We start from the raw sequence: 17358 nt of genomic DNA, 5'->3' as shown, positions 1-17358 counted from the left end.
GTAGGTATTGAGCCCGCCAATCTCTACTTATAAAAATGACAAAGGAGCTGCACTCATGGTGCAAGAGCAAGGATTTACTGGCCATGGTCGTGGCTTTTTTAAGGCATTCCTCATTGAGGCGGCGCTGTATATCGGCATTGGTAGCTATGCCGTCATGGTTCAAGGGGCATCACCGTTCCGTGTTGTGACCATTTCTTTGCTGGTCTTTGTGTCCTTACGCTTTCTGATGACGCTGGGTAACTGGCTGCCCACGTGGAAAAACCGCTCACCGAAGCTCGCAGAGCATGAAATTGGCTGTGCAGCGACCGTGGCCATGCTGCTACGTGAGTGGTGGGCGGCCATTCTGACGTATCCCTTCTTGTTTGCTTTCGAGCCCTGGCTGGTGCCCAACAATCCCCCGTCTGGCCTGCCACATAAAGGCTTGCCGATCGTTCTAGTCCCTGGCTTCTTCACCAACCGTGGCTACCTCTATGCGTGGCGCAAATACTTGCTGCGCAATGGTTACGGTCAAGTGTATTGCGTGAGCCCCGAACCTATTTTTGCCGGTGTTGAGCCAAACGCTGAACATCTGGCGCGGTTTGTAGATGAGGTCTTGCAGGACACAGGAGCCGAGCGCGTCATTCTGATTGGCCACAGCATGGGTGGTTTGGTCATACGCCTATATCTGCATCGCTTTGGTGGTTTGGCCAAGTCAGCGTTAGCCATTGCAGTGGGCTCGCCCTTGAATGGCACGGTGCTGGCGGAGGGCAAGGAAAACATGGGCCCGATTATTCAGCAACTGACGCCTGGCAATGCCTGGGCTGCAGCGCTCACCGCTGAAGCAGAGGCTCAGCCATGCCCGATCCCGTTTATTACGCTGGTATCTCCCCATGACAGCATTGTGGCGCCGCAGAGCAATGCTCGCGTGGCAGCTCACTATGGCCGAGAAATTACGCTGCCCGGTGTGGGCCACATGGAAATGGTGAACTCCATGCAGGTCATGCGCGTACTCAAGCAAGAGCTCGATGCTTTCAATCGCGATTGAGCTGATTTGAACCGGAAAAGCGCTCGCCAGCGTTTGCAGCGCGGGGGCTTTTCTCTATACTGCGCGCTCGCTCAGCCATGAGTGACGCTATGGTGACCCTGCCGGTCTCCTCGCAAGGCAAAATGGTTAATCCCGCCAGGTCCGGAAGGAAGCAACGGTCGTCATGGAGTCTGTGCCGAGGTCGGGCTGGTAGGGTTGCCACCCAACCCCGCTTTACCCTGTTGGCGGAGGCATTATGTTTCTGACCCTCTTGTTTGTGACCTTGGTGCTGTCTGCACTGGTTTCTTTGCTCGCTGCTCGTGCTTTTGCACAACCGCTGCAACGCATTCTGCAACGCCTCATCGCTGACGATATTTTTCAGGCCTGGCAGCGCTATATGCAATTCGCCATCTTCGTGGTGGGTATCTCCTCCGGCGTGCGCATTTACGACTTAGAACGCTATATCTCGCCCATGGCCGGTGATAAGGACGCCATGATCCTGACGCTGACCACCGAGCGCTGGGTGCTGGAGCTTTACCGCACCGTCATCGAGACGCTGCAAGGCATTGCCTGGATGCTGCTGGTGTTCTTCGTGGTGTCGCTGATTGCCTATGTCATTGTTCGTTTTGCCGAACTGAAGCGTCTCGGCCGTGATGACGGATCGCGTGACTGACCCTTGGCTTGAGCAGGGCGCTGAGCCACTAACAGCCGTTGTTATTGGCGGTGGGCCTGCCGGCCTGATGGCCGCCGAGCAGCTGTTGTTGGCGGGGCATCGTGTTGATCTCTTCGATGCCATGCCATCGGTGGGTCGCAAGTTACTGCTCGCCGGTATCGGCGGCCTCAATATCACCCATGCTGAAGCGGCTGACGCGTTTCTCGCACGCTATGCCGAGTCTTCCCCGCAGTTAGCGCCCATGCTTTCTTCGTTCGATGCCGCCGCGTTGCGCGACTGGGTGCATGGCCTTGGCGTGCAGACTTTTGTGGGCAGTTCGGGGCGTGTGTTCCCACAGGAAATGAAGGCGGCACCCCTGCTGCGACGCTGGTTGCAACGTCTGCGCAGCCAAGGTTTGCAGGTTCACACGCGACAGCGCTGGACGGGCTGGCATGCGTCTGGCGCGCTGACGTTTACGGGGCCGTCGGGTGAGTGCTTGGTGACAGCCCGCGTGACTGTCTTGGCGCTCGGCGGTGGCAGCTGGGCTCGCTTAGGTTCCGATGGCGCGTGGCTACCTTGGTTACAGCAGCGTGGCGTTGCCGTGCAGCCCTTGCGGCCGGCTAATTGTGGTTTTGAAGCGGCCTGGTCGCCGATTTTGCAGCAACGGGCCGGCTCGCCGCTCAAAAATATCAGCTTGGACCTGCCTTGGTTATCGATGCCAGCGCGTAAAGGCGAGTGTGTGCTGACTCAATGGGGCCTGGAGGGCAGTTTGATTTATGCCCATTCAGCGGCCATTCGCGATCGCATTTCCACACAGGGCCGTGCGGAAATCGTGCTGGATTTGCTGCCGGATATGCCGTTAGCCCAGCTACACGCGGCCTTAGCAAAGCCACGCGGAAAACTCACGCTGGCGCGTCATTGGCAACGCATCGGACTGGAAGGTGTTAAGGCGTCGTTGCTACGCGAAGTCGTTTCTGAGTCTGAATTAGTCGATGCCGCTGCTCTGGCCGCTCGTATGAAGTCACTGCCCATCACGTTGCTCGCACCGCGCCCTTTGGATGAAGCCATTAGTTCGGCTGGCGGAGTGGCTTGGTCGTCACTCACCCCCACGCTCATGCTCCAGGCCATGCCCGGTGTGTTTTGTGCGGGAGAAATGCTGGACTGGGAAGCGCCCACCGGCGGTTATTTGCTAACGGCGTGTTGGGCTACGGGGCGCGTTGCTGGGCAGGGTGCGGCTGACTGGTTAGCCACAGCCTTCAGTCGGTGAGGCCTTTACCCTGTGCAGACATAGGTTTATAAGAATAAGTCTTGTGCGGAAAGTATCCGCATAACGCTGTCGATAACAGGAGTTGATCATGAGTGCATTAGACGCATACCAGCAGAAGTTACAAGCCCAGCTTAATGAATGGAAAGCACAAGCCGAGGTGTTAAAAGCCAAGGCCGAAGGCGCCAGTGCTGACGCTAAAATTGAACTGAATAATCAGTTAGAAAAACTAAAAGGGCTACAGGCTGATGCACAAGGCAAGTTTGATGAGCTGCTGACGGCTGGTGAAGGCAAAGTGGACGAAATTAAAGCCACCGTTGAAGGCTTGGTCGGTGAAGCAACTAACACCGTTAAGTCCCTGCTGGACAAACTCAAGTCCTAAGGTGGTTTAAGCCGGCTTGTACGTTTGGTACAAGCCGGCATCGCACACACTAGCCCGTTCAGGGTACAAACTTAATGTGTTTCAAAAAGCTGCGCATGGCGTGCAGGTAGCGACCTTGATCGAGATGAATCAGGTGGTTGCCCGGAAACCAGTGCAGACGGCAATGCTGCCAATGCTCCCAGAGAATATGCGTGTGTTTTGGCGGTGCAAAGCGGTCGCCAGCACCGGCAATCAACATCAGCCGCTGACGTTCAATTTTGGGCTTAAAGCTCAGCGCAGATTGAATCGCCACTGAGGCGCGAGCCTCTGCTACGGAAATATCTCCTAGCTTCATGCCCGCGCGAGCAATCCAGCTGGCCGGATACCACTCCAACACAATGTCCATGATGCTCACCACCGGCACATTCGGGATGGCGCAGCTCAGGCGCTCTTCAACTGAGGCCAACAAGGCCGAGGTATAGCCACCGAGGCTGATGCCGGTGACGCCCATCTGCGGCACGCCTCGTTCTTCCAGATAATCCATAAAGACGCGAATATCGTGAATGGCGTGGCCCATGGTTTCATTCATGTGGCTGAAGCCATGCGAGAACCAGCCGTGGCCGCTGAAGGGCGAGCTGCGCTCTTGGCGGCGACCGTGAAAGGGCAAGGTGACCAGTAAGATGTCGTAGCCCTGCTTATAGAACCAAGGCAGGGCGAGGAAGCGACTGTTTAGCCAATACGGGTCGGCAGTAAAGCCATGAATCACGATTATGGTTGGCCGGGGGCGGTCACCGTGTTGCCAGTGTTCGGCCCAAGCGGTGCGATTGCGGGTGAACTGGCTGTAATGATCTTGCAGTGCCGGATTCAGGGTTTTGAAGGCGCTCTCGAAGGACAGCACCTCCACATGGCCCACGTCGGGTCGGTAGTCTAAAAATCCGGGCTTGTGACGAGTCATGGTGACGCCGCGCGCTGGTTTCGGATAGCAACGTGTGGCATCTCCCTCTGCAGCAAGCTGCTGATAAAAGCCTCGATTAGCTTTGTCGAGTGCCACTAAGCGCGGGCGCAGCGTGGTGGGAATAGCCAAAATGCCGGCGAGGGTGGCTAGGCCCGTACGCAACACGGTGTCGACGGCGGCAGTGGATCGCACCATCAATTGCGGCACCGTGTCTAAATCAAAGCGGTCGGGCCATTGCGCAAAGTCTTCGGGCAGGCCCAGCCACCACGGTTGGTGGCTAATGATTTTGCTAGCGCGCTGATAGGTTTGATTGGCAATTCGTGAAACGCGCTGGGCAGGCGAGGACATAACGATCCCTGTAAAAAATGAAGATGCGGGAAAGTAGCGACTCATGAGTCATTGTGCAATAGCGAGTTGTCAGTTGTGCCGCCATGCGGATTTTGCTGACCAGAACAGGTCACGAATGGCTTGGGCCAACGCGAAGCATCCGCTACGATAGGCTAGATTTCATTGTTAACGGATATTCGCATGAGCTATCAGGTGTTGGCCCGCAAATACCGTCCGCGCCGCTTCGAGGAGTTGGTCGGACAGGATGTGGTGGCGCGCGCGCTCAGCCATGCGCTGGAACAGAACCGGCTGCATCATGCCTATTTGCTCACCGGCACGCGGGGCGTGGGCAAAACCACGATTGCGCGCATTCTGGCGCGCTGCCTGAATTGTGAAACCGGCATCACGGCCACGCCCTGTGGTGTCTGCAGTAGTTGTCGAGAAATTGAAGATGGCCGTTTTGCCGACCTGCTAGAGATTGACGCGGCGTCTAACACCGGCGTTGATAATGTGCGCGAACTGATTGATAACGCACAATATTTGCCTACACGCGGGCGCTATAAGGTGTACTTGATTGACGAAGTTCACATGCTGTCCAAGGCCGCGTTTAACGCACTGTTGAAGACCTTGGAAGAGCCACCGCCCCACGTCAAATTTTTGCTCGCCACCACTGACCCGCAAAAACTGCCCATCACCATTCTGTCGCGTTGCTTGCAATTCGCGCTGAAGCCCATGACGCCGGAGCGCGTGGTCGGGCATTTGCAGCATGTGCTGCAAGCGGAGGCCATTAGCAGTGATGAAGGCTCGCTCTGGTTGCTGGCGCGCGCGGCGCAAGGCTCTATGCGTGATGCTTTGTCGTTGACCGACCAAGCCATTGCGTTTGGTCAGGGACTGCTGCGCGAAGCGGAAGTGCGTAGCTTGCTGGGCTCTATTGATCGTGACTTGGTGTACCGCGTGCTGGATGCTATCCACGCTGGTGACGCCGCGGCTCTGTTGCACGTTGTTGCAGGCATGGCCGATCAGAGTATTGATTTTGCCGGTGCGCTAGGGGAAATCATTACCGTGCTGCATCGCTTGGCGGTGGCACAGGCCGTGCCCGATGCTATCGACAATGCCGAGGGTGATCGCGATCGCCTGCTGAATCTCGCAGCGGCGCTGACTGCCGAAGATTTGCAGCTGTATTACCAAATGGCGATTCAAGGCCGTCGAGACTTACCACTGGCTGTTGATCCGCGTGCGGGCTTTGAAATGACGGTGCTGCGCATGTTGGCCTTTCGGCCGCTGAACCCAGCTGTAGCGGGTGGTAGTGGTGGTGCGGTCATGAGCGTGCCCACTCAGCGTGCGCCTGTCGCGGTGGCAGCTAGCACGGTGAGCGCGGTTTCTACTGCACCAGCGGCTGTTGCACCAGCTGCGCCAGTAATGCCTGTACACGTTGCTGCCACTGAACCTGAACCTGAGCCTGAGCCTGAGCCTGAGCCTGTTCCAGATGCTGTGTCGGCCACTATGTCAGCGTCGGTGCCAGCGGCGGTGCAGCCTGCGGTGGCGACTTCCACTTGGACAGGGGAGCGTTGGGCCGATTGGGTTGAACATTCAGGTTTAACCGGCGCTGCCATTAATTTGGCGCGTAATGCCTTGCTGGTGGAGCGCTCACCAACCCGCTGGGAGCTGCACGTATCGCCACGCCATCAGATGCTAGCGGGCGGTCAAGCCTTGCCGCAGTTGCAGCAAAAGCTGGCGCAGCAGTTTCCGGATCGCAACATCCCTCTCGAGTTTGTTGAGCCCAGCGAAGAAACACCGGCTCAGCGTCGCCAGCGCCTGCAGAATGAGCGCTTAGTCAACGCCGAGGCGGCACTGCGCCAAGACCCGGTGGTGAAAGCGCTGATGACCACATTCGATGCAACGCTGGTTGCGGACTCCATCACTCTTCCTCATTAACTTTTTAGATAGGTTATATAAGCCAATGAATATGCAGCAATTAATGCAACAAGCTCAGCGCATGCAGGAGCAGATGCAAAAAAAGATGGCCCAGGCACAAGAAGCCTTGGCGAAAGCCGAACTGGTTGGCGAGTCCGGAGCGGGACTGGTGAAAATCACCATGAATGGTCAGCACGATGTGAAGCGTGTGGTCATTGATGACAGCCTGCTCAGCGAAGATAAAGAAGTGCTGGAAGACCTGATTGCCGCTGCGGTAAACGATGCTGTGCGTAAAGTTGAAGCCGCGAGTAAAGATGCCATGGGCTCGGCTACGGCCGGCATGGGCTTGCCGCCCGGCTTCAAGATGCCGTTCTAAGCCATGCCTAGCCCGCTGCTGCGCGAACTTATTGATGCCTTACGCATTCTGCCGGGTGTAGGCCCGAAATCAGCGCAGCGCATGGCGTTGACTCTGCTGGAGCGTCAGCGACCGGGCGGACTGCGCTTGGCCCGTGCGTTAGAGCAGGCGCTGCACCATGTTGAGCACTGCAGTATCTGTCGCAACCTCACCGAGCAGCCCATTTGCGATATCTGCAGCAATAGCAGCCGCGAGCAACACCTGCTCTGTGTGGTGGAAAGTCCCATGGATGTTATCGCCCTTGAACAGAGCGGTAGCTACCGAGGCCGCTATTTTGTCCTGCTCGGTCGTCTATCGCCCCTCGACGGCATCGGCCCTAACGAACTGGGCTTGCCGGCACTGATCGAGCGTTTACGGGCGACGCCTGAGATCGAAGAGCTGATCATTGCGACCAATCCCAGCGTGGAGGGTGAGGCGACTGCGCATTATCTGCGTGAAGCCACGCGTGGCTTGCCGTTGATGGTGACGCGTTTGGCGCAGGGCGTGCCCGTGGGTGGCGAGCTGGAATATTTGGGCGGTAGCACGCTGACGCATGCCTTGAGCGGGCGACGGCCGGTTTAGCTCAGCGGCCAGACACGCCGCTTATGACACGCCTCCTATGACAATAGCCATCGCGATTTACCTTTTCCCCAATGCGGAAGTCCTGGATTTCGCAGGCCCCTACGAGGTTTTCACCACAGCATCGCGTGTGTTCCAACGCAATAACCCCGCCCAGCCATTACCGTTCTCCGTTTTTACGGTAGCCCAAGCGCGGGCTCCGGTTCAGGCTCGCGCAGGCCTCGTGGTTCACCCGGACTACGGTTTCGCCAGTCACCCACCGGTGGATGTGTTGTTGATTGCCGGCGGCGTGGTGGATGCTGAACTGGAAAAGCCCGAGGTGGTTCGCTGGATTGCTGCACAGTCGCAGCAGAGTGAATTGACCGCATCCGTCTGCACGGGGGCTTTTTTGTTGGCTGAAGCAGGGCTATTACAGGGCGTCAGCGCGACCACGCACTGGGAAGACATCGCAGCGTTGCGTGAGCGCTATCCGGCCGTCACGGTGGTGGCCGGTCCGCGTTGGGTAGATGAGGGCAAAATCGTGACTTCGGCGGGTATATCGGCTGGCATCGACATGAGCTTGCATTTGGTTGAGCGTTTGGTCAGTCGTGAGCTGGCACTGCTCACGGCCAAACAAATGGATGTTGTTTGGAATGAAAACGTTAGTTAACCGCAAATAATCACGTTAGCTGCGCGTTGATTACGTTTCGTGTGGCGTCATCGGCCGCAAACATATGCTCTACCCGCAGCGATGCCAGTGTGATGTCCTGTGGCGTGCCAAAGGTCGTGAACATGCTAAAGAACGCCAGCTCGCCATGGGCCGTCGCGAAGCGCGTGGTGAGAATCGGGGCACTAGGCCGCACGTTTGTAAATAGGTGTGATGAGCCTAAACGTTCGCGTAACAGCGCCGCGAACGCATCTACTTTTTCGTCGATTCCCGGTTGCATGCTGGCCTCGTGCCGAAGGTGAGCCAGCAGCGTTGGCCCTACCTCAGCCAGATTAGTCATGTGTTTTGTCAGGCCTTCTGGGTGAGCCATCACATCCAGCAAGTTCACGGGCATGTCGGCGGGCAAATTGGCCGCCCAAGGCATCAGCGTTGCGGTGAGCCATTGTCCGCCACGATTCATGTGCAATAAGTTCCAGCCGGCGTCGATGACAAGCGCGGGCATGGGGTCATGGGCGTTCAGCAGCTGAGTCAGCGCCTCATTTGCCTGCGCCAACGAAGGGTCATTGAGCGGGGCGGCACTGTAGGCAGGCGCATAACCTGCTTGCAGCATGGCCTCATTGCGCACCACCAAAGGTGTCTCCAATTCTTGTAGCCAGGCCATGAGTAGCTCACGGCTGGGTTTGGCTCGGCCACTTTCAACAAAACTGAGATGACGTTGCGAAATTTGCAAGCGCAGCGACAGCTCCAGTTGGCTATAGCGTTTTGCCCGGCGAGCTCGTTGCAGGGTGTGGGTGAGGTGATTTAAAGGCTGTGTATTCATGTGGGTATTCAACCACAGTACTCCAACCTTTCAATGACCTCTGAGGTAATTGCGGCCATAACCTAATGTCGAGATAGTCGGTTCACCTAATCTCAGGAGTAGCACCATGCAGCGCACACTCATAACAATCACTCTTTTTTTATTTGGCGCACTGACTGTGATGGCCCTGCGAGAGGTGGGTTAAATCGGCCTTTTCATGTCGCCTTTGCAAAGTCTGGCGGGTATGCAGATCTTTATTGATCTGGTGATTGCATTGTCCTTGGTCATGGTTTGGCTGTGGCGTGATGCTCAAACCACAGGGCGAAACGCCTGGCCTTGGCTGCTGGCCACGCTGATGCTGGGCTCATTTGGCCCCTTGCTGTATTTGCTCACTAAAAAGCCATCAGCCACACGCTAATCGGCCTAACTTGAATCTTTGGAGGCTCAATTGAATCTGCGAAATTACGTTTTTTATGTGTTGTTAGCGATGCTGATGACACATGAGTTGGATGCCGTTGCCCAGTCCGAATGGCGTTTACTTTATGTGCTACGCGATTTGCCCCCAGCTCAAGGCCAGTTTTGGTTTGTTTTGCTCCATGTCCCGCTCTTTGCAGCGTTACTGGCCTTGATGCGGCATGCAAACGTTTCGGTGCGTGACCGCACTGAGCAAGCTCTCGCTATCTTTGCGGTCATTCACGCCGGTCTGCACTTTCGTTTAAGTGCAGATCCGCTTTACACGTTTCATTCTCTGCTGTCGCAAAGCCTGATTTATGGGGCCGCTGTGTTGGCCTTTTATTTTCTTTGGCTTAGCCGACACAAATTGCTTGATGCACCGACAGCTGAATGATAGAACCGCCCGGTCACGCCGCTATTCCTCGCGGCGTCTGGGAGTATTTTCATGAGTCTGTACACGCATTATTTCAACGATATTCACGAGCAGGCTCGTCTCACGGCCCGCCAATTCAATGAGCGCGAAATCCTACCGTTTATCAATGATTGGGAAGAGGCCGGCAGTTTTCCACGCGAAATCTATAAAAAAGCCGGTGATGCCGGACTGCTGGGTGTGGGCCATGACCCGGCTTATGGCGGAACCGGTGATGATGTGTTTCTAAAAATCGCGGTTACCGAAGAGCTCATGCGCTGTGGCTCGGGTGGGTTTGCGGCCAGCCTCGGTTCGCTCGATATCGCGCTGCCGCCACTCGAGAAATGGGGCAGCCAGGCACTGAAGGACAAGTTCATCCCGCCGGTACTCGCTGGCGACATGATCGCTGCGCTGGCCATCACCGAGCCGTCCGGCGGTTCCGATGTGGCCGGTCTGAAGACCCGCGCCGTGCGCAGTCACAGTGATGAGCATGGCGATCACTATGTCGTTACCGGCAGTAAGATTTATATTACCTCTGGCATCCGTGCCGATTTCTATGTCACCGCCGTGCGCACCGGCGGGCCTGGCTATGCCGGCATCAGCCTGTTGCTGATCGAGCGTTCGCGTGCCGGTGTGTCCACCGGAAAACCGTTGAAGAAGATGGGCTGGTGGGCATCTGACACCGCCGAGATCTTTTTCGACAATGTTATTGTGCCGGCGGAAAATCTGATCGGTAGCGAAAACGCCGGTTTCCTGCTGATCATGAGCAACTTCCAGATGGAGCGTCTAAATTTGGCCGTGATGGCCAATATGACGTCGCAACTGGCGCTCGAGGAAAGCTTACGCTGGGCGCGTGAGCGTCAGGCCTTCGGCAAGCATCTGAGCCAGATGCAGATCATCCGCCACAAGCTCGCCGACATGGCCCCGCGCCTCGAAGCCAGCCGAGAGTTCACCTATCGCGTGGGCGCGCGCATCGCCGAAGGCATCCCGTCGATTAAGGAAGTGTCGATGGCGAAGAATTTCGCCACCCAGACCAGCGACTTTGTCACCACCGAGGCGGTGCAGATTTTCGGCGGCATGGGCTTCATGCGCGAGTCACTGGTCGAAAGACTATACCGCGACAACCGAATTCTCTCGATTGGCGGCGGTACTTACGAGATCATGAACGAAGTGATTGCCAAACAACTGGAACTCTAGTGAATCAAACTGCGTCAGAAACGCTTTACCTCGACAGCGCGGAGGGTCTGCAAGCGACCTTGCCGCGCTGGCTGCAAGCCCGACCCCTCGCACTCGATACCGAATTCATCCGCGTCGATACCTTTTACCCGAAGATCGGGCTGATCCAGCTCGGCGACGGGCAGGGCGAGGCGCTGGTCGATCCGATTGCCATCCCTGATCTGCGCATGCTCGATGCCGTGCTTGGCCCGCAAGGTCCGCTGAAAGTGCTGCATGCTTGCTCGGAAGATCTGGAAGTGCTGACGCCGCTGACCTCGCAAGGTCTCGGCACCATCCACGACACCCAAATTGCGTTGGCGATGCTCGGCGAGGGTTTGCAGGTCGGTTATCAGAAAGCTTTGCAGCTTGTGCTGGACATTGAGATTCCCAAGGATGCCTCACGTACGGACTGGCTGCAGCGGCCCTTAACTCAGCATCAGCTCGACTATGCGGCCTTGGATGTGCGCCACCTGCCAGCACTCTATACTGAGCTCATGCAGCGCTTGCAGGCACGGGGACTGGCCTCAATTTACGCGGCGGAATGCGCGGAGGTTTGCCGTTTAGCCCAGCCAGTGAATGCTGAGACCTGCTACCAGGAACATGGCAATGCCTGGCGTTTATCGCCGCGTGAGCTTGCTGTGCTGCAGGCGTTGATGGCTTGGCGGGAACAAGAAGCGGTGGCGCGCGATGTGCCGCGTGGGCATTTACTAAAACCACTGTCTTTGTTTGAGATGGCTCGTCGTCAGCCGAGAAATGCCGCTGACTTTCAAGGCATTCCTGAGCTGAATCCTCGCGTGGCGCGTCGCGATGGCGCCGAATTGCTGGCGTTAGTCGCTGCGGCGCGTGCCTTGCCGGAAGCGGCGTTGCCATCGCGACTTTCACCGCCGCTGCCCCGCGAGGCCAGTAGCGTTTATGATGCGCTCAAGCAGGGCTTGGCGGATGTCGCTCAAACCGTGCAACTGCCATTGGATGTTCTATGGCGCAAACGTTTGGCCGATAAGGTCGTGTTGGCTGCTGTTGATCACGATATTGCCGCCGGTATTGCGCAAATTCCGGGTTGGCGCGCGCCGTTACTCAGTCTGAGCGTGGAGCAAGTCCTGCTAAGCTATCGCGATGAATTGGCGCAGTGGTCGCGTATGAGGAAAGTGTCATGAGTCCTGTGCTGTGCTCGATTTATAAGAGCTCGAAGAAAGATGAAATGTATTTGTACGTGCCTAAAGCCGTGGGCTTGAAGCAGGTACCTGAGGTTTTGATGCAGATGTTCGGCACACCGCGTCATGTCACGGATATGTTCTTAGTGCCGGAACGCAAGCTGGCCCGTGCCGATATTGAGCAGGTCTTGGAAAAATTGGCGAGTCAGCAATTCTATTTGCAGATGCCACCCCCTCCGGAATCGTTTAGTGCCCATGCGCAAGACGCGCCGGCCTGGCGTCGTCGCTCGGCCGCGGATAACGCCGACTCGGAGTCATCATCATGAGCTGGATGATTTACCTGATTTGTTGGCTGTTGTATTTGGCGGCGGCCACCGTGTTGTATCGCGTCTTTATTACGCCTCACCTTGCGGTTTGGTTCCCCAACAGTGAACGGCTCGCGCGCCTGTTTTTTCTGGTGGTATTGTTTAGCCCCGCCTTGCTCGCCGAGCAGGGCAATCTGAGTTTAGCGCCTGCGCTCATGCTGGTTTTATTGCAGCTACTCATGAAGTCGCCGCTGGGTGTGTTTAAGGCGATATTGCCGTGGTTTTTGTTTGGTGGTTTGGCATTAGTGCTCGATGCAGCTCGGCGTCGTCGCGAGTCGATTTAATTTCGCTGAATCCTTGTTCGGCTGACACGCAGTCTGCATCACGCTAGTCTGCATTTTTGATTGTGAATTTATTGAGGGAATACCATGGCCTTTATCGGGACCGACCGTTACATCACCACGCCGGAGCTGTCGCTTGCGGTCAATGCTGCCGTTACGTTGCAGAAGCCGCTGCTGATCAAGGGCGAGCCCGGTACCGGCAAGACCCTGCTGGCCGAGCAGGTCGCCGAAGCCTTTGGTGTGCGCCTGATCCAGTGGCACATCAAGTCAACGACCAAGGCCCAGCAAGGTCTGTACGAATACGATGCGGTTTCTCGTCTGCGTGATTCCCAGCTCGGCACCGAGCGCGTCCACGACATCCGTAACTACATCAAGAAGGGCAAGCTCTGGGAAGCTTTTGAGGCGGAAGAGCGTGTGGTGTTGCTGATTGATGAAATTGATAAAGCCGACATCGAGTTTCCGAACGATTTGCTCACCGAACTCGATAAGATGGAGTTCTTTGTCTACGAGACCGGCGAGACCATCAAAGCCAAGCAGCGTCCCATCGTCATCATCACCTCGAACAACGAGAAAGAATTGCCAGACGCCTTCCTGCGTCGCTGTTTCTTCCACTACATTCAGTTCCCCGATGCCGACACTATGAAGAAGATCGTGGAAGTGCATCACCCCGATGTGAAAGCGCAGCTTCTTAAAGACGCGCTGGATATCTTCTTTGACCTGCGCAAAGTGCCGGGTTTGAAGAAGAAGCCGACCACATCGGAACTGATCGACTGGCTGAAGCTCATTTTGTCTGACGATATTCCGGAAGACATTCTACGTAACCGCGACACCCGTAAGGCGATTCCACCGCTCTACGGTGCGCTGCTCAAGAACGAAGCCGACGTGGCGCTGCTTGAGCGTTTAGCCTTTATGAATCGACGCGAAACCGCACAGTAAGGCGAGGGCGCTCCCATGCTGGTCCATTTTTTTCAGACGTTACGTGACTTCAAAGTGCCGACCAGCATTCGTGAGCTCATCGACCTCAATGCGGCGCTGAAGTCCGGCTTAGTCTATGCCGATCAAGAGGCGTTCTATCAGTTGGCCAAGCTCACGCTGGTCAAGGATGAGCGCCATTTCGACAAGTTTGACCGTGCGTTTAAGGCTTACTTCGATGGCCTCGATAGCGTGTCGATGGACGATCTGAGCAAGCAGATCCCGGAAGACTGGCTGCGTAAAGAGCTGGAAAAGCAGCTGTCGCCGGAAGAGCTGGCCGAGCTGCAGAAGGCTGGTTCGCTGGAAGAGCTGCTGAAGAAATTCATGGAGCGCTTGAATGAGCAGGAAAAGCGCCATCAGGGCGGCAACAAGATGATCGGCACCGGCGGTACTTCACCGTTTGGCGCTTACGGCGCGAATCCGGAAGGTATCCGCATGGCCGGGCCGTCGCGCAACAAGAGCGCGGTCAAGGTCTGGGAGAAGCGCGAGTTCCGTAATCTCGATGATAATGTTGAACTCGGTATTCGCAACATCAAGCTGGCGCTGCGCCGTCTGCGCCGCTTTGCGCGACAGGGCGCGGAAGAAATTCTCGACATCGATGACACCATCCGCCACACCGCCCACAACGCCGGTATGCTCGACATCAAGCTGGTCGCTGAGCGTCGCAACCGGGTGAAAGTGCTGCTGTTCTTTGATGTGGGCGGCTCCATGGATCCGCATGTGCGTGTCTGCGAAGAACTGTTCTCGGCTGCCAAAACTGAGTTCAAGCATCTGGAGTTCTTCTACTTCCACAACTTTCTCTATGAGTCGGTGTGGAAGAACAACTTCCGGCGCTGGAGCGAGCGCACTTCGGTCTACGACATCATCCACAAGTATGCCTCGGACTATCGCGTGATCTTTATTGGCGATGCCAGCATGTCGCCCTATGAGATCCAGTCGGTGGGCGGCTCGGTAGAGCACTTCAATGAAGAGCCGGGCGCAGTCTGGATGCAACGCTTAACCAATCATTTTCAGAAAGTGGTGTGGCTGAATCCGGAGCCGGAAAAGCACTGGAAGATGACGCCATCGACGGAAATGACGTTGCAGCTGCTGGAAAACCGCATGCATACCTTGACGCTGAAAGGCATCGAAGACGCTATGCGTTATTTGAGCAAATAAATCGTGAGCCAATAACAATGACAGCACCTCGCCGCACCGGCCTTTTTTTCCTGCTGATGCTTTGCGTCAGCGCAAACTCTTGGGGAAGTATGATGGGACTATTCTCTGGCAGCAGACCCACCGATTTGGGCTTTCATAACGGCTATTTGAAGCCCCCTTCAAATAAGCCTAACTCGGTAAATAGTCAGGCGGCACCCGGCCATTACGCCGCTATTTTGCCGTTTAAGGTGCAGGGCGATGCCAACGTATACTTCGCCAAGGTGGCTAAAGTGGTAGCGGCGCAGAAAGGGGCTAAGGTGATTCAGCAAACGCCTAGCTACGTGTATGCCGAATTCACCAGCCCGCTCATGGGCTATGTGGATGATGTGGAGTTTGCACTCGATGCCGATCGCGGCGTGGTGCATGTGCGTTCAGCGTCGCGTTTGGGCTACAGCGATCTGGGTGTAAACCGCAAGCGCATTGAAGCGATTCGATCTCAGCTTTAAACGCCGTTAGAGCAGGATGGTGCTGTTGGGCAGTTCATTGCATGCATCGGGCAGGGCCGGTGGGTGCCGCTGCAAAACGGCTGCTACGGCCTGAATACCTGCAACAGCACCGACCTCAAACTCACCTCGGCGGAAGTGCTCTTCCATCACCTGGCAGCAGGCCTCCCACTCACGGGCATCGACCCGCGTATTCCCCACGCCGCGATCGGCAACGATTTCTACATCCCGCTCGGCCAATAAGACATAAACCAAGACACCATTGTTGTGTTCGGTATCCCAGACATGCTGCTGTGCAAAAATCGCTATGGCGCGTTCGCGCGGTGATTGGTTTTGCCACAGCGCCCGAAAGGGCAGCGCGGTTTCCACGGCAAAGCGAATCTCACCGGCATGAGCCGACTCACAGTCACGGATGGCCGCCTCGATCTTATCCAAGCTCTGACTGGGGAAACATCTACGCCGCTGCCAGTCACTGCTTAGGCCGTGTTTAAGCATACGTTTCAATCGTTGCATTACCATCTGCCGGATGCTCCCCCGCCACCAAAACCACCACCGCCGCCGCCAAAACCACCACCGCCCATTCCACCAAACCCGCCGCGTCTGCCGCCTTGATTCAGTAAGCCCATAATGCCCAGCAGCGTGACAAAAAATCCGCCCAAGCCGAGCATGAGGGCCATGCCCAGCGCGCCTGTGATGAGCCAGGTCAGCCCAAACAAGCCCAGCCCAATGATGCCGCCGGCTAAAACAGGCCCCAGTAGGCTGCGTAAAATTTGCCCGACCACCATCGCGGCCATCAGCGCCATGCCCAGTGGGTTATTTTCTGAGGACTCTGAAGCCTGACGTGAGGGAGGAGGGAGTGGCTCTCCGTCAATCAGCGCCATGAGCTGTGTCATGCCTGCATCAATACCACCGGCATAGTCGCCCACTTTCAGGCGAGGCACGATGGTTTCACTGATCACGCGCTTGGCAATGGCGTCTGGAATCACCCCTTCTAGGCCATAGCCCACTTCGATGCGTAAGCGACGGTCGTCTTTAGCAATGACGAGGATGAGGCCATCGTCGATACCTTTGCGGCCTAGTTTCCATTGTTCTGCGACGCGAATCGCAAAGGATTCAATGCCCTCAGCTTCAGTAGTAGCGACCATGAGCACCGCAAGCTGGCTGCCCTTTTCTTGCTCGAAAGCGGCTAGTCGCTGCTCCAGTGTTTGCAGGTCGCTGGCGCTGAGCGTTTGGGTCAGGTCAGTGACCCGCTGCTGCAAGGCGGGAACAGGGATTTCTGAGCTAAGGCTGGCAGGCGAGAGCTCAGATGTCGCCATGCTCAGCGCTGAGCTGATACTTAATATCAGGCCCAAGCTCAGCCTGAACAGAACAGCGCCGAAAGCCCGCACTTATTGACCGAAGTTCACGGCAGGTGCGGTGCTTACTGCCTTTTCATTTTCAACGGTAAAGCTCGGCTTAACCTGCAAGCCAACCACCATGGCGGTGAGGTTGCTGGGGAAGGAGCGAACCGTGGTGTTATAGCTTTGCACGGCTTGAATGTAGCGGTTACGCGCGACCGTAATGCGGTTTTCAGTGCCTTCTAGTTGCGCCTGTAAATCGCGGAATAAGGCATCGGACTTCAGCTGCGGGTAGTTCTCGGTAACCAGCAAAAGTCGGGACAATGACGAGGTGAGCCCGCCTTGGGCTTCGCTAAAGCGTTTCAGAGCGGCCGGGTCATTGACGCTGTCTGCATCCATTTGAATGCTGCCGACTTTGGCGCGCGCCTCGGTGACCTGAATCAGAACCTCTTTTTCATGCGACGCGTAGCCCTTCACCGTATTCACCAAGTTGGGCACTAAATCGCTGCGCCGTTGGTATTGGTTAAGCACCTCGGCCCAGCTGGCCTTAATGGCTTCGTCCTGCGCCTGCAATGTGTTGTAGCCGCAGCTGGTCATCAGCAGCGAAGTGAGTAGGGCGAAGAAAGCAAAAAGTGAGCGTT

The 17358-nt window shown here is 56.5% G+C and carries 22 protein-coding genes and 1 other RNA gene; 18 read left to right on the top strand and 5 right to left on the bottom strand.

Annotated features, from left to right (window positions below):
- The first annotated feature begins 55 nt into the window (after positions 1-55).
- The 5 genes from AC14IB_RS02485 (at position 56) to AC14IB_RS02465 (ending at position 3301) form a co-directional block, all read left to right on the top strand.
- Positions 56-1024, top strand: coding sequence for an alpha/beta fold hydrolase (locus AC14IB_RS02485; protein ID WP_484230407.1), 969 nt, complete (start codon positions 56-58; stop codon positions 1022-1024).
- A 99-nt stretch (positions 1025-1123) separates the two neighbouring features.
- An RNA gene (gene ffs / locus AC14IB_RS02480) (signal recognition particle sRNA small type) lies at positions 1124-1219 on the top strand.
- Positions 1220-1259: 40 nt separating this feature from the next.
- Positions 1260-1676 (top strand): hypothetical protein, encoded by a 417-nt coding sequence (locus AC14IB_RS02475; protein WP_484230406.1) that lies wholly within the window; start codon positions 1260-1262, stop codon positions 1674-1676.
- Entirely contained in the window at positions 1657-2922 is a 1266-nt protein-coding gene (locus AC14IB_RS02470) for a BaiN/RdsA family NAD(P)/FAD-dependent oxidoreductase (RefSeq protein ID WP_484230496.1), read from the top strand. Before AC14IB_RS02475 ends, AC14IB_RS02470 begins: the two co-directional genes overlap by 20 nt.
- An 88-nt stretch (positions 2923-3010) precedes the next feature.
- Positions 3011-3301 carry a sll1863 family stress response protein gene (locus AC14IB_RS02465; protein WP_068858794.1) on the top strand — a complete coding sequence of 97 codons (291 nt, stop codon included), beginning with the start codon at positions 3011-3013 and terminating at the stop codon, positions 3299-3301.
- A gap of 58 nt (positions 3302-3359) precedes the next feature.
- Here AC14IB_RS02465 and AC14IB_RS02460 read toward each other — a convergent pair whose 3' ends face one another.
- Complete coding sequence (locus AC14IB_RS02460; protein WP_484230405.1) at positions 3360-4583, bottom strand: alpha/beta hydrolase family protein; 1224 nt, start codon at positions 4581-4583, stop codon at positions 3360-3362.
- Between the two features lie 180 nt (positions 4584-4763).
- On the opposite strand from AC14IB_RS02460, the gene dnaX reads away from it, so the two are divergent.
- From dnaX to AC14IB_RS02440, 4 genes are read left to right on the top strand one after another with little or no spacing between them, the layout of a single operon-like run.
- Positions 4764-6497 carry a DNA polymerase III subunit gamma/tau gene (gene dnaX / locus AC14IB_RS02455; protein ID WP_484230404.1) on the top strand — a complete coding sequence of 578 codons (1734 nt, stop codon included), beginning with the start codon at positions 4764-4766 and terminating at the stop codon, positions 6495-6497.
- A gap of 25 nt (positions 6498-6522) precedes the next feature.
- Complete coding sequence (locus tag AC14IB_RS02450; RefSeq protein WP_484230403.1) at positions 6523-6852, top strand: YbaB/EbfC family nucleoid-associated protein; 330 nt, start codon at positions 6523-6525, stop codon at positions 6850-6852.
- A gap of 3 nt (positions 6853-6855) precedes the next feature.
- Positions 6856-7452: a recombination mediator RecR gene (recR, locus tag AC14IB_RS02445; RefSeq protein WP_484230402.1), complete on the top strand. Its 597-nt coding sequence runs from the start codon at positions 6856-6858 to the stop codon at positions 7450-7452.
- A gap of 37 nt (positions 7453-7489) precedes the next feature.
- The gene (locus AC14IB_RS02440; protein ID WP_484230401.1) at positions 7490-8098 is read left to right on the top strand and encodes a DJ-1/PfpI family protein; all 609 of its coding nucleotides are present in this window, start codon (positions 7490-7492) and stop codon (positions 8096-8098) included.
- 10 nt (positions 8099-8108) lie between these two features.
- On the opposite strand, the gene AC14IB_RS02435 is transcribed toward AC14IB_RS02440, so the two are convergent.
- Positions 8109-8915 carry a helix-turn-helix domain-containing protein gene (locus tag AC14IB_RS02435; RefSeq protein WP_484230400.1) on the bottom strand — a complete coding sequence of 269 codons (807 nt, stop codon included), beginning with the start codon at positions 8913-8915 and terminating at the stop codon, positions 8109-8111.
- A gap of 196 nt (positions 8916-9111) precedes the next feature.
- Here AC14IB_RS02435 and AC14IB_RS02430 point away from each other — a divergent pair, with 196 nt between their 5' ends.
- The 9 genes from AC14IB_RS02430 (at position 9112) to AC14IB_RS02390 (ending at position 15383) form a co-directional block, all read left to right on the top strand.
- On the top strand, positions 9112-9312 hold the full coding sequence (locus AC14IB_RS02430; RefSeq protein WP_484230399.1) for a hypothetical protein: 201 nt from the start codon (positions 9112-9114) through the stop codon (positions 9310-9312).
- A gap of 30 nt (positions 9313-9342) precedes the next feature.
- Positions 9343-9741: a DUF6713 family protein gene (locus AC14IB_RS02425; RefSeq protein WP_484230398.1), complete on the top strand. Its 399-nt coding sequence runs from the start codon at positions 9343-9345 to the stop codon at positions 9739-9741.
- A gap of 51 nt (positions 9742-9792) precedes the next feature.
- Positions 9793-10953, top strand: a complete 1161-nt coding sequence (locus tag AC14IB_RS02420) for an acyl-CoA dehydrogenase family protein (RefSeq protein ID WP_484230397.1) — start codon at positions 9793-9795, stop codon at positions 10951-10953.
- Positions 10953-12125, top strand: coding sequence for a ribonuclease D (gene rnd, locus AC14IB_RS02415; RefSeq protein ID WP_484230396.1), 1173 nt, complete (start codon positions 10953-10955; stop codon positions 12123-12125). Before AC14IB_RS02420 ends, rnd begins: the two co-directional genes overlap by 1 nt.
- Positions 12122-12448 (top strand): YcgL domain-containing protein, encoded by a 327-nt coding sequence (locus AC14IB_RS02410; RefSeq protein WP_484230395.1) that lies wholly within the window; start codon positions 12122-12124, stop codon positions 12446-12448. Before rnd ends, AC14IB_RS02410 begins: the two co-directional genes overlap by 4 nt.
- Positions 12445-12771, top strand: coding sequence for a hypothetical protein (locus AC14IB_RS02405; RefSeq protein ID WP_068858823.1), 327 nt, complete (start codon positions 12445-12447; stop codon positions 12769-12771). Before AC14IB_RS02410 ends, AC14IB_RS02405 begins: the two co-directional genes overlap by 4 nt.
- An 84-nt stretch (positions 12772-12855) precedes the next feature.
- Positions 12856-13704: an AAA family ATPase gene (locus AC14IB_RS02400; protein ID WP_484230394.1), complete on the top strand. Its 849-nt coding sequence runs from the start codon at positions 12856-12858 to the stop codon at positions 13702-13704.
- Positions 13705-13719: 15 nt separating this feature from the next.
- Positions 13720-14898: a vWA domain-containing protein gene (locus AC14IB_RS02395; protein WP_484230393.1), complete on the top strand. Its 1179-nt coding sequence runs from the start codon at positions 13720-13722 to the stop codon at positions 14896-14898.
- A gap of 89 nt (positions 14899-14987) precedes the next feature.
- Positions 14988-15383 carry a DUF1499 domain-containing protein gene (locus tag AC14IB_RS02390; RefSeq protein ID WP_484230392.1) on the top strand — a complete coding sequence of 132 codons (396 nt, stop codon included), beginning with the start codon at positions 14988-14990 and terminating at the stop codon, positions 15381-15383.
- 6 nt (positions 15384-15389) lie between these two features.
- Here AC14IB_RS02390 and AC14IB_RS02385 read toward each other — a convergent pair whose 3' ends face one another.
- The 3 genes from AC14IB_RS02385 to AC14IB_RS02375 form a co-directional block, all read right to left on the bottom strand.
- A complete protein-coding gene (locus AC14IB_RS02385) occupies positions 15390-15893 on the bottom strand; it encodes a TPM domain-containing protein (RefSeq protein ID WP_484230391.1) in 504 nt (167 codons plus the stop codon).
- Positions 15893-16696 (bottom strand): TPM domain-containing protein, encoded by an 804-nt coding sequence (locus AC14IB_RS02380; RefSeq protein WP_484230390.1) that lies wholly within the window; start codon positions 16694-16696, stop codon positions 15893-15895. The genes AC14IB_RS02385 and AC14IB_RS02380 overlap by 1 nt, the downstream gene beginning before the upstream one ends.
- A 72-nt stretch (positions 16697-16768) precedes the next feature.
- The gene (locus AC14IB_RS02375; protein ID WP_484230495.1) at positions 16769-17314 is read right to left on the bottom strand and encodes a LemA family protein; all 546 of its coding nucleotides are present in this window, start codon (positions 17312-17314) and stop codon (positions 16769-16771) included.
- Positions 17315-17358 lie beyond the last annotated feature (44 nt).

It is taken from the genome of Perlucidibaca sp. (assembly GCF_057084925.1).
This window is presented reverse-complemented; position numbering and strand designations above follow the sequence as displayed.

Excerpts from the sequence above, each read along its gene's own strand:
- AC14IB_RS02475 (WP_484230406.1), top strand. The coding sequence starts at position 1,260 with ATGTTTCTGACCCTCTTGTTTGTGACCTTGGTGCTGTCTGCACTGGTT.
- AC14IB_RS02395 (WP_484230393.1), top strand. The coding sequence starts at position 13,720 with ATGCTGGTCCATTTTTTTCAGACGTTACGTGACTTCAAAGTGCCGACC.
- recR (WP_484230402.1), top strand. The coding sequence starts at position 6,856 with ATGCCTAGCCCGCTGCTGCGCGAACTTATTGATGCCTTACGCATTCTG.
- AC14IB_RS02410 (WP_484230395.1), top strand. The coding sequence starts at position 12,122 with ATGAGTCCTGTGCTGTGCTCGATTTATAAGAGCTCGAAGAAAGATGAA.
- AC14IB_RS02460 (WP_484230405.1), bottom strand. The coding sequence starts at position 4,583 with ATGTCCTCGCCTGCCCAGCGCGTTTCACGAATTGCCAATCAAACCTAT.
- AC14IB_RS02400 (WP_484230394.1), top strand. The coding sequence starts at position 12,856 with ATGGCCTTTATCGGGACCGACCGTTACATCACCACGCCGGAGCTGTCG.
- AC14IB_RS02385 (WP_484230391.1), bottom strand. The coding sequence starts at position 15,893 with ATGCAACGATTGAAACGTATGCTTAAACACGGCCTAAGCAGTGACTGG.
- AC14IB_RS02430 (WP_484230399.1), top strand. The coding sequence starts at position 9,112 with ATGTCGCCTTTGCAAAGTCTGGCGGGTATGCAGATCTTTATTGATCTG.
- AC14IB_RS02380 (WP_484230390.1), bottom strand. The coding sequence starts at position 16,696 with ATGGCGACATCTGAGCTCTCGCCTGCCAGCCTTAGCTCAGAAATCCCT.
- AC14IB_RS02390 (WP_484230392.1), top strand. The coding sequence starts at position 14,988 with ATGATGGGACTATTCTCTGGCAGCAGACCCACCGATTTGGGCTTTCAT.
- AC14IB_RS02375 (WP_484230495.1), bottom strand. The coding sequence starts at position 17,314 with ATGACCAGCTGCGGCTACAACACATTGCAGGCGCAGGACGAAGCCATT.
- AC14IB_RS02465 (WP_068858794.1), top strand. The coding sequence starts at position 3,011 with ATGAGTGCATTAGACGCATACCAGCAGAAGTTACAAGCCCAGCTTAAT.
- AC14IB_RS02485 (WP_484230407.1), top strand. The coding sequence starts at position 56 with ATGGTGCAAGAGCAAGGATTTACTGGCCATGGTCGTGGCTTTTTTAAG.
- AC14IB_RS02470 (WP_484230496.1), top strand. The coding sequence starts at position 1,657 with ATGACGGATCGCGTGACTGACCCTTGGCTTGAGCAGGGCGCTGAGCCA.
- AC14IB_RS02450 (WP_484230403.1), top strand. The coding sequence starts at position 6,523 with ATGAATATGCAGCAATTAATGCAACAAGCTCAGCGCATGCAGGAGCAG.
- AC14IB_RS02440 (WP_484230401.1), top strand. The coding sequence starts at position 7,490 with ATGACAATAGCCATCGCGATTTACCTTTTCCCCAATGCGGAAGTCCTG.
- AC14IB_RS02435 (WP_484230400.1), bottom strand. The coding sequence starts at position 8,915 with ATGAATACACAGCCTTTAAATCACCTCACCCACACCCTGCAACGAGCT.
- AC14IB_RS02405 (WP_068858823.1), top strand. The coding sequence starts at position 12,445 with ATGAGCTGGATGATTTACCTGATTTGTTGGCTGTTGTATTTGGCGGCG.
- AC14IB_RS02420 (WP_484230397.1), top strand. The coding sequence starts at position 9,793 with ATGAGTCTGTACACGCATTATTTCAACGATATTCACGAGCAGGCTCGT.
- dnaX (WP_484230404.1), top strand. The coding sequence starts at position 4,764 with ATGAGCTATCAGGTGTTGGCCCGCAAATACCGTCCGCGCCGCTTCGAG.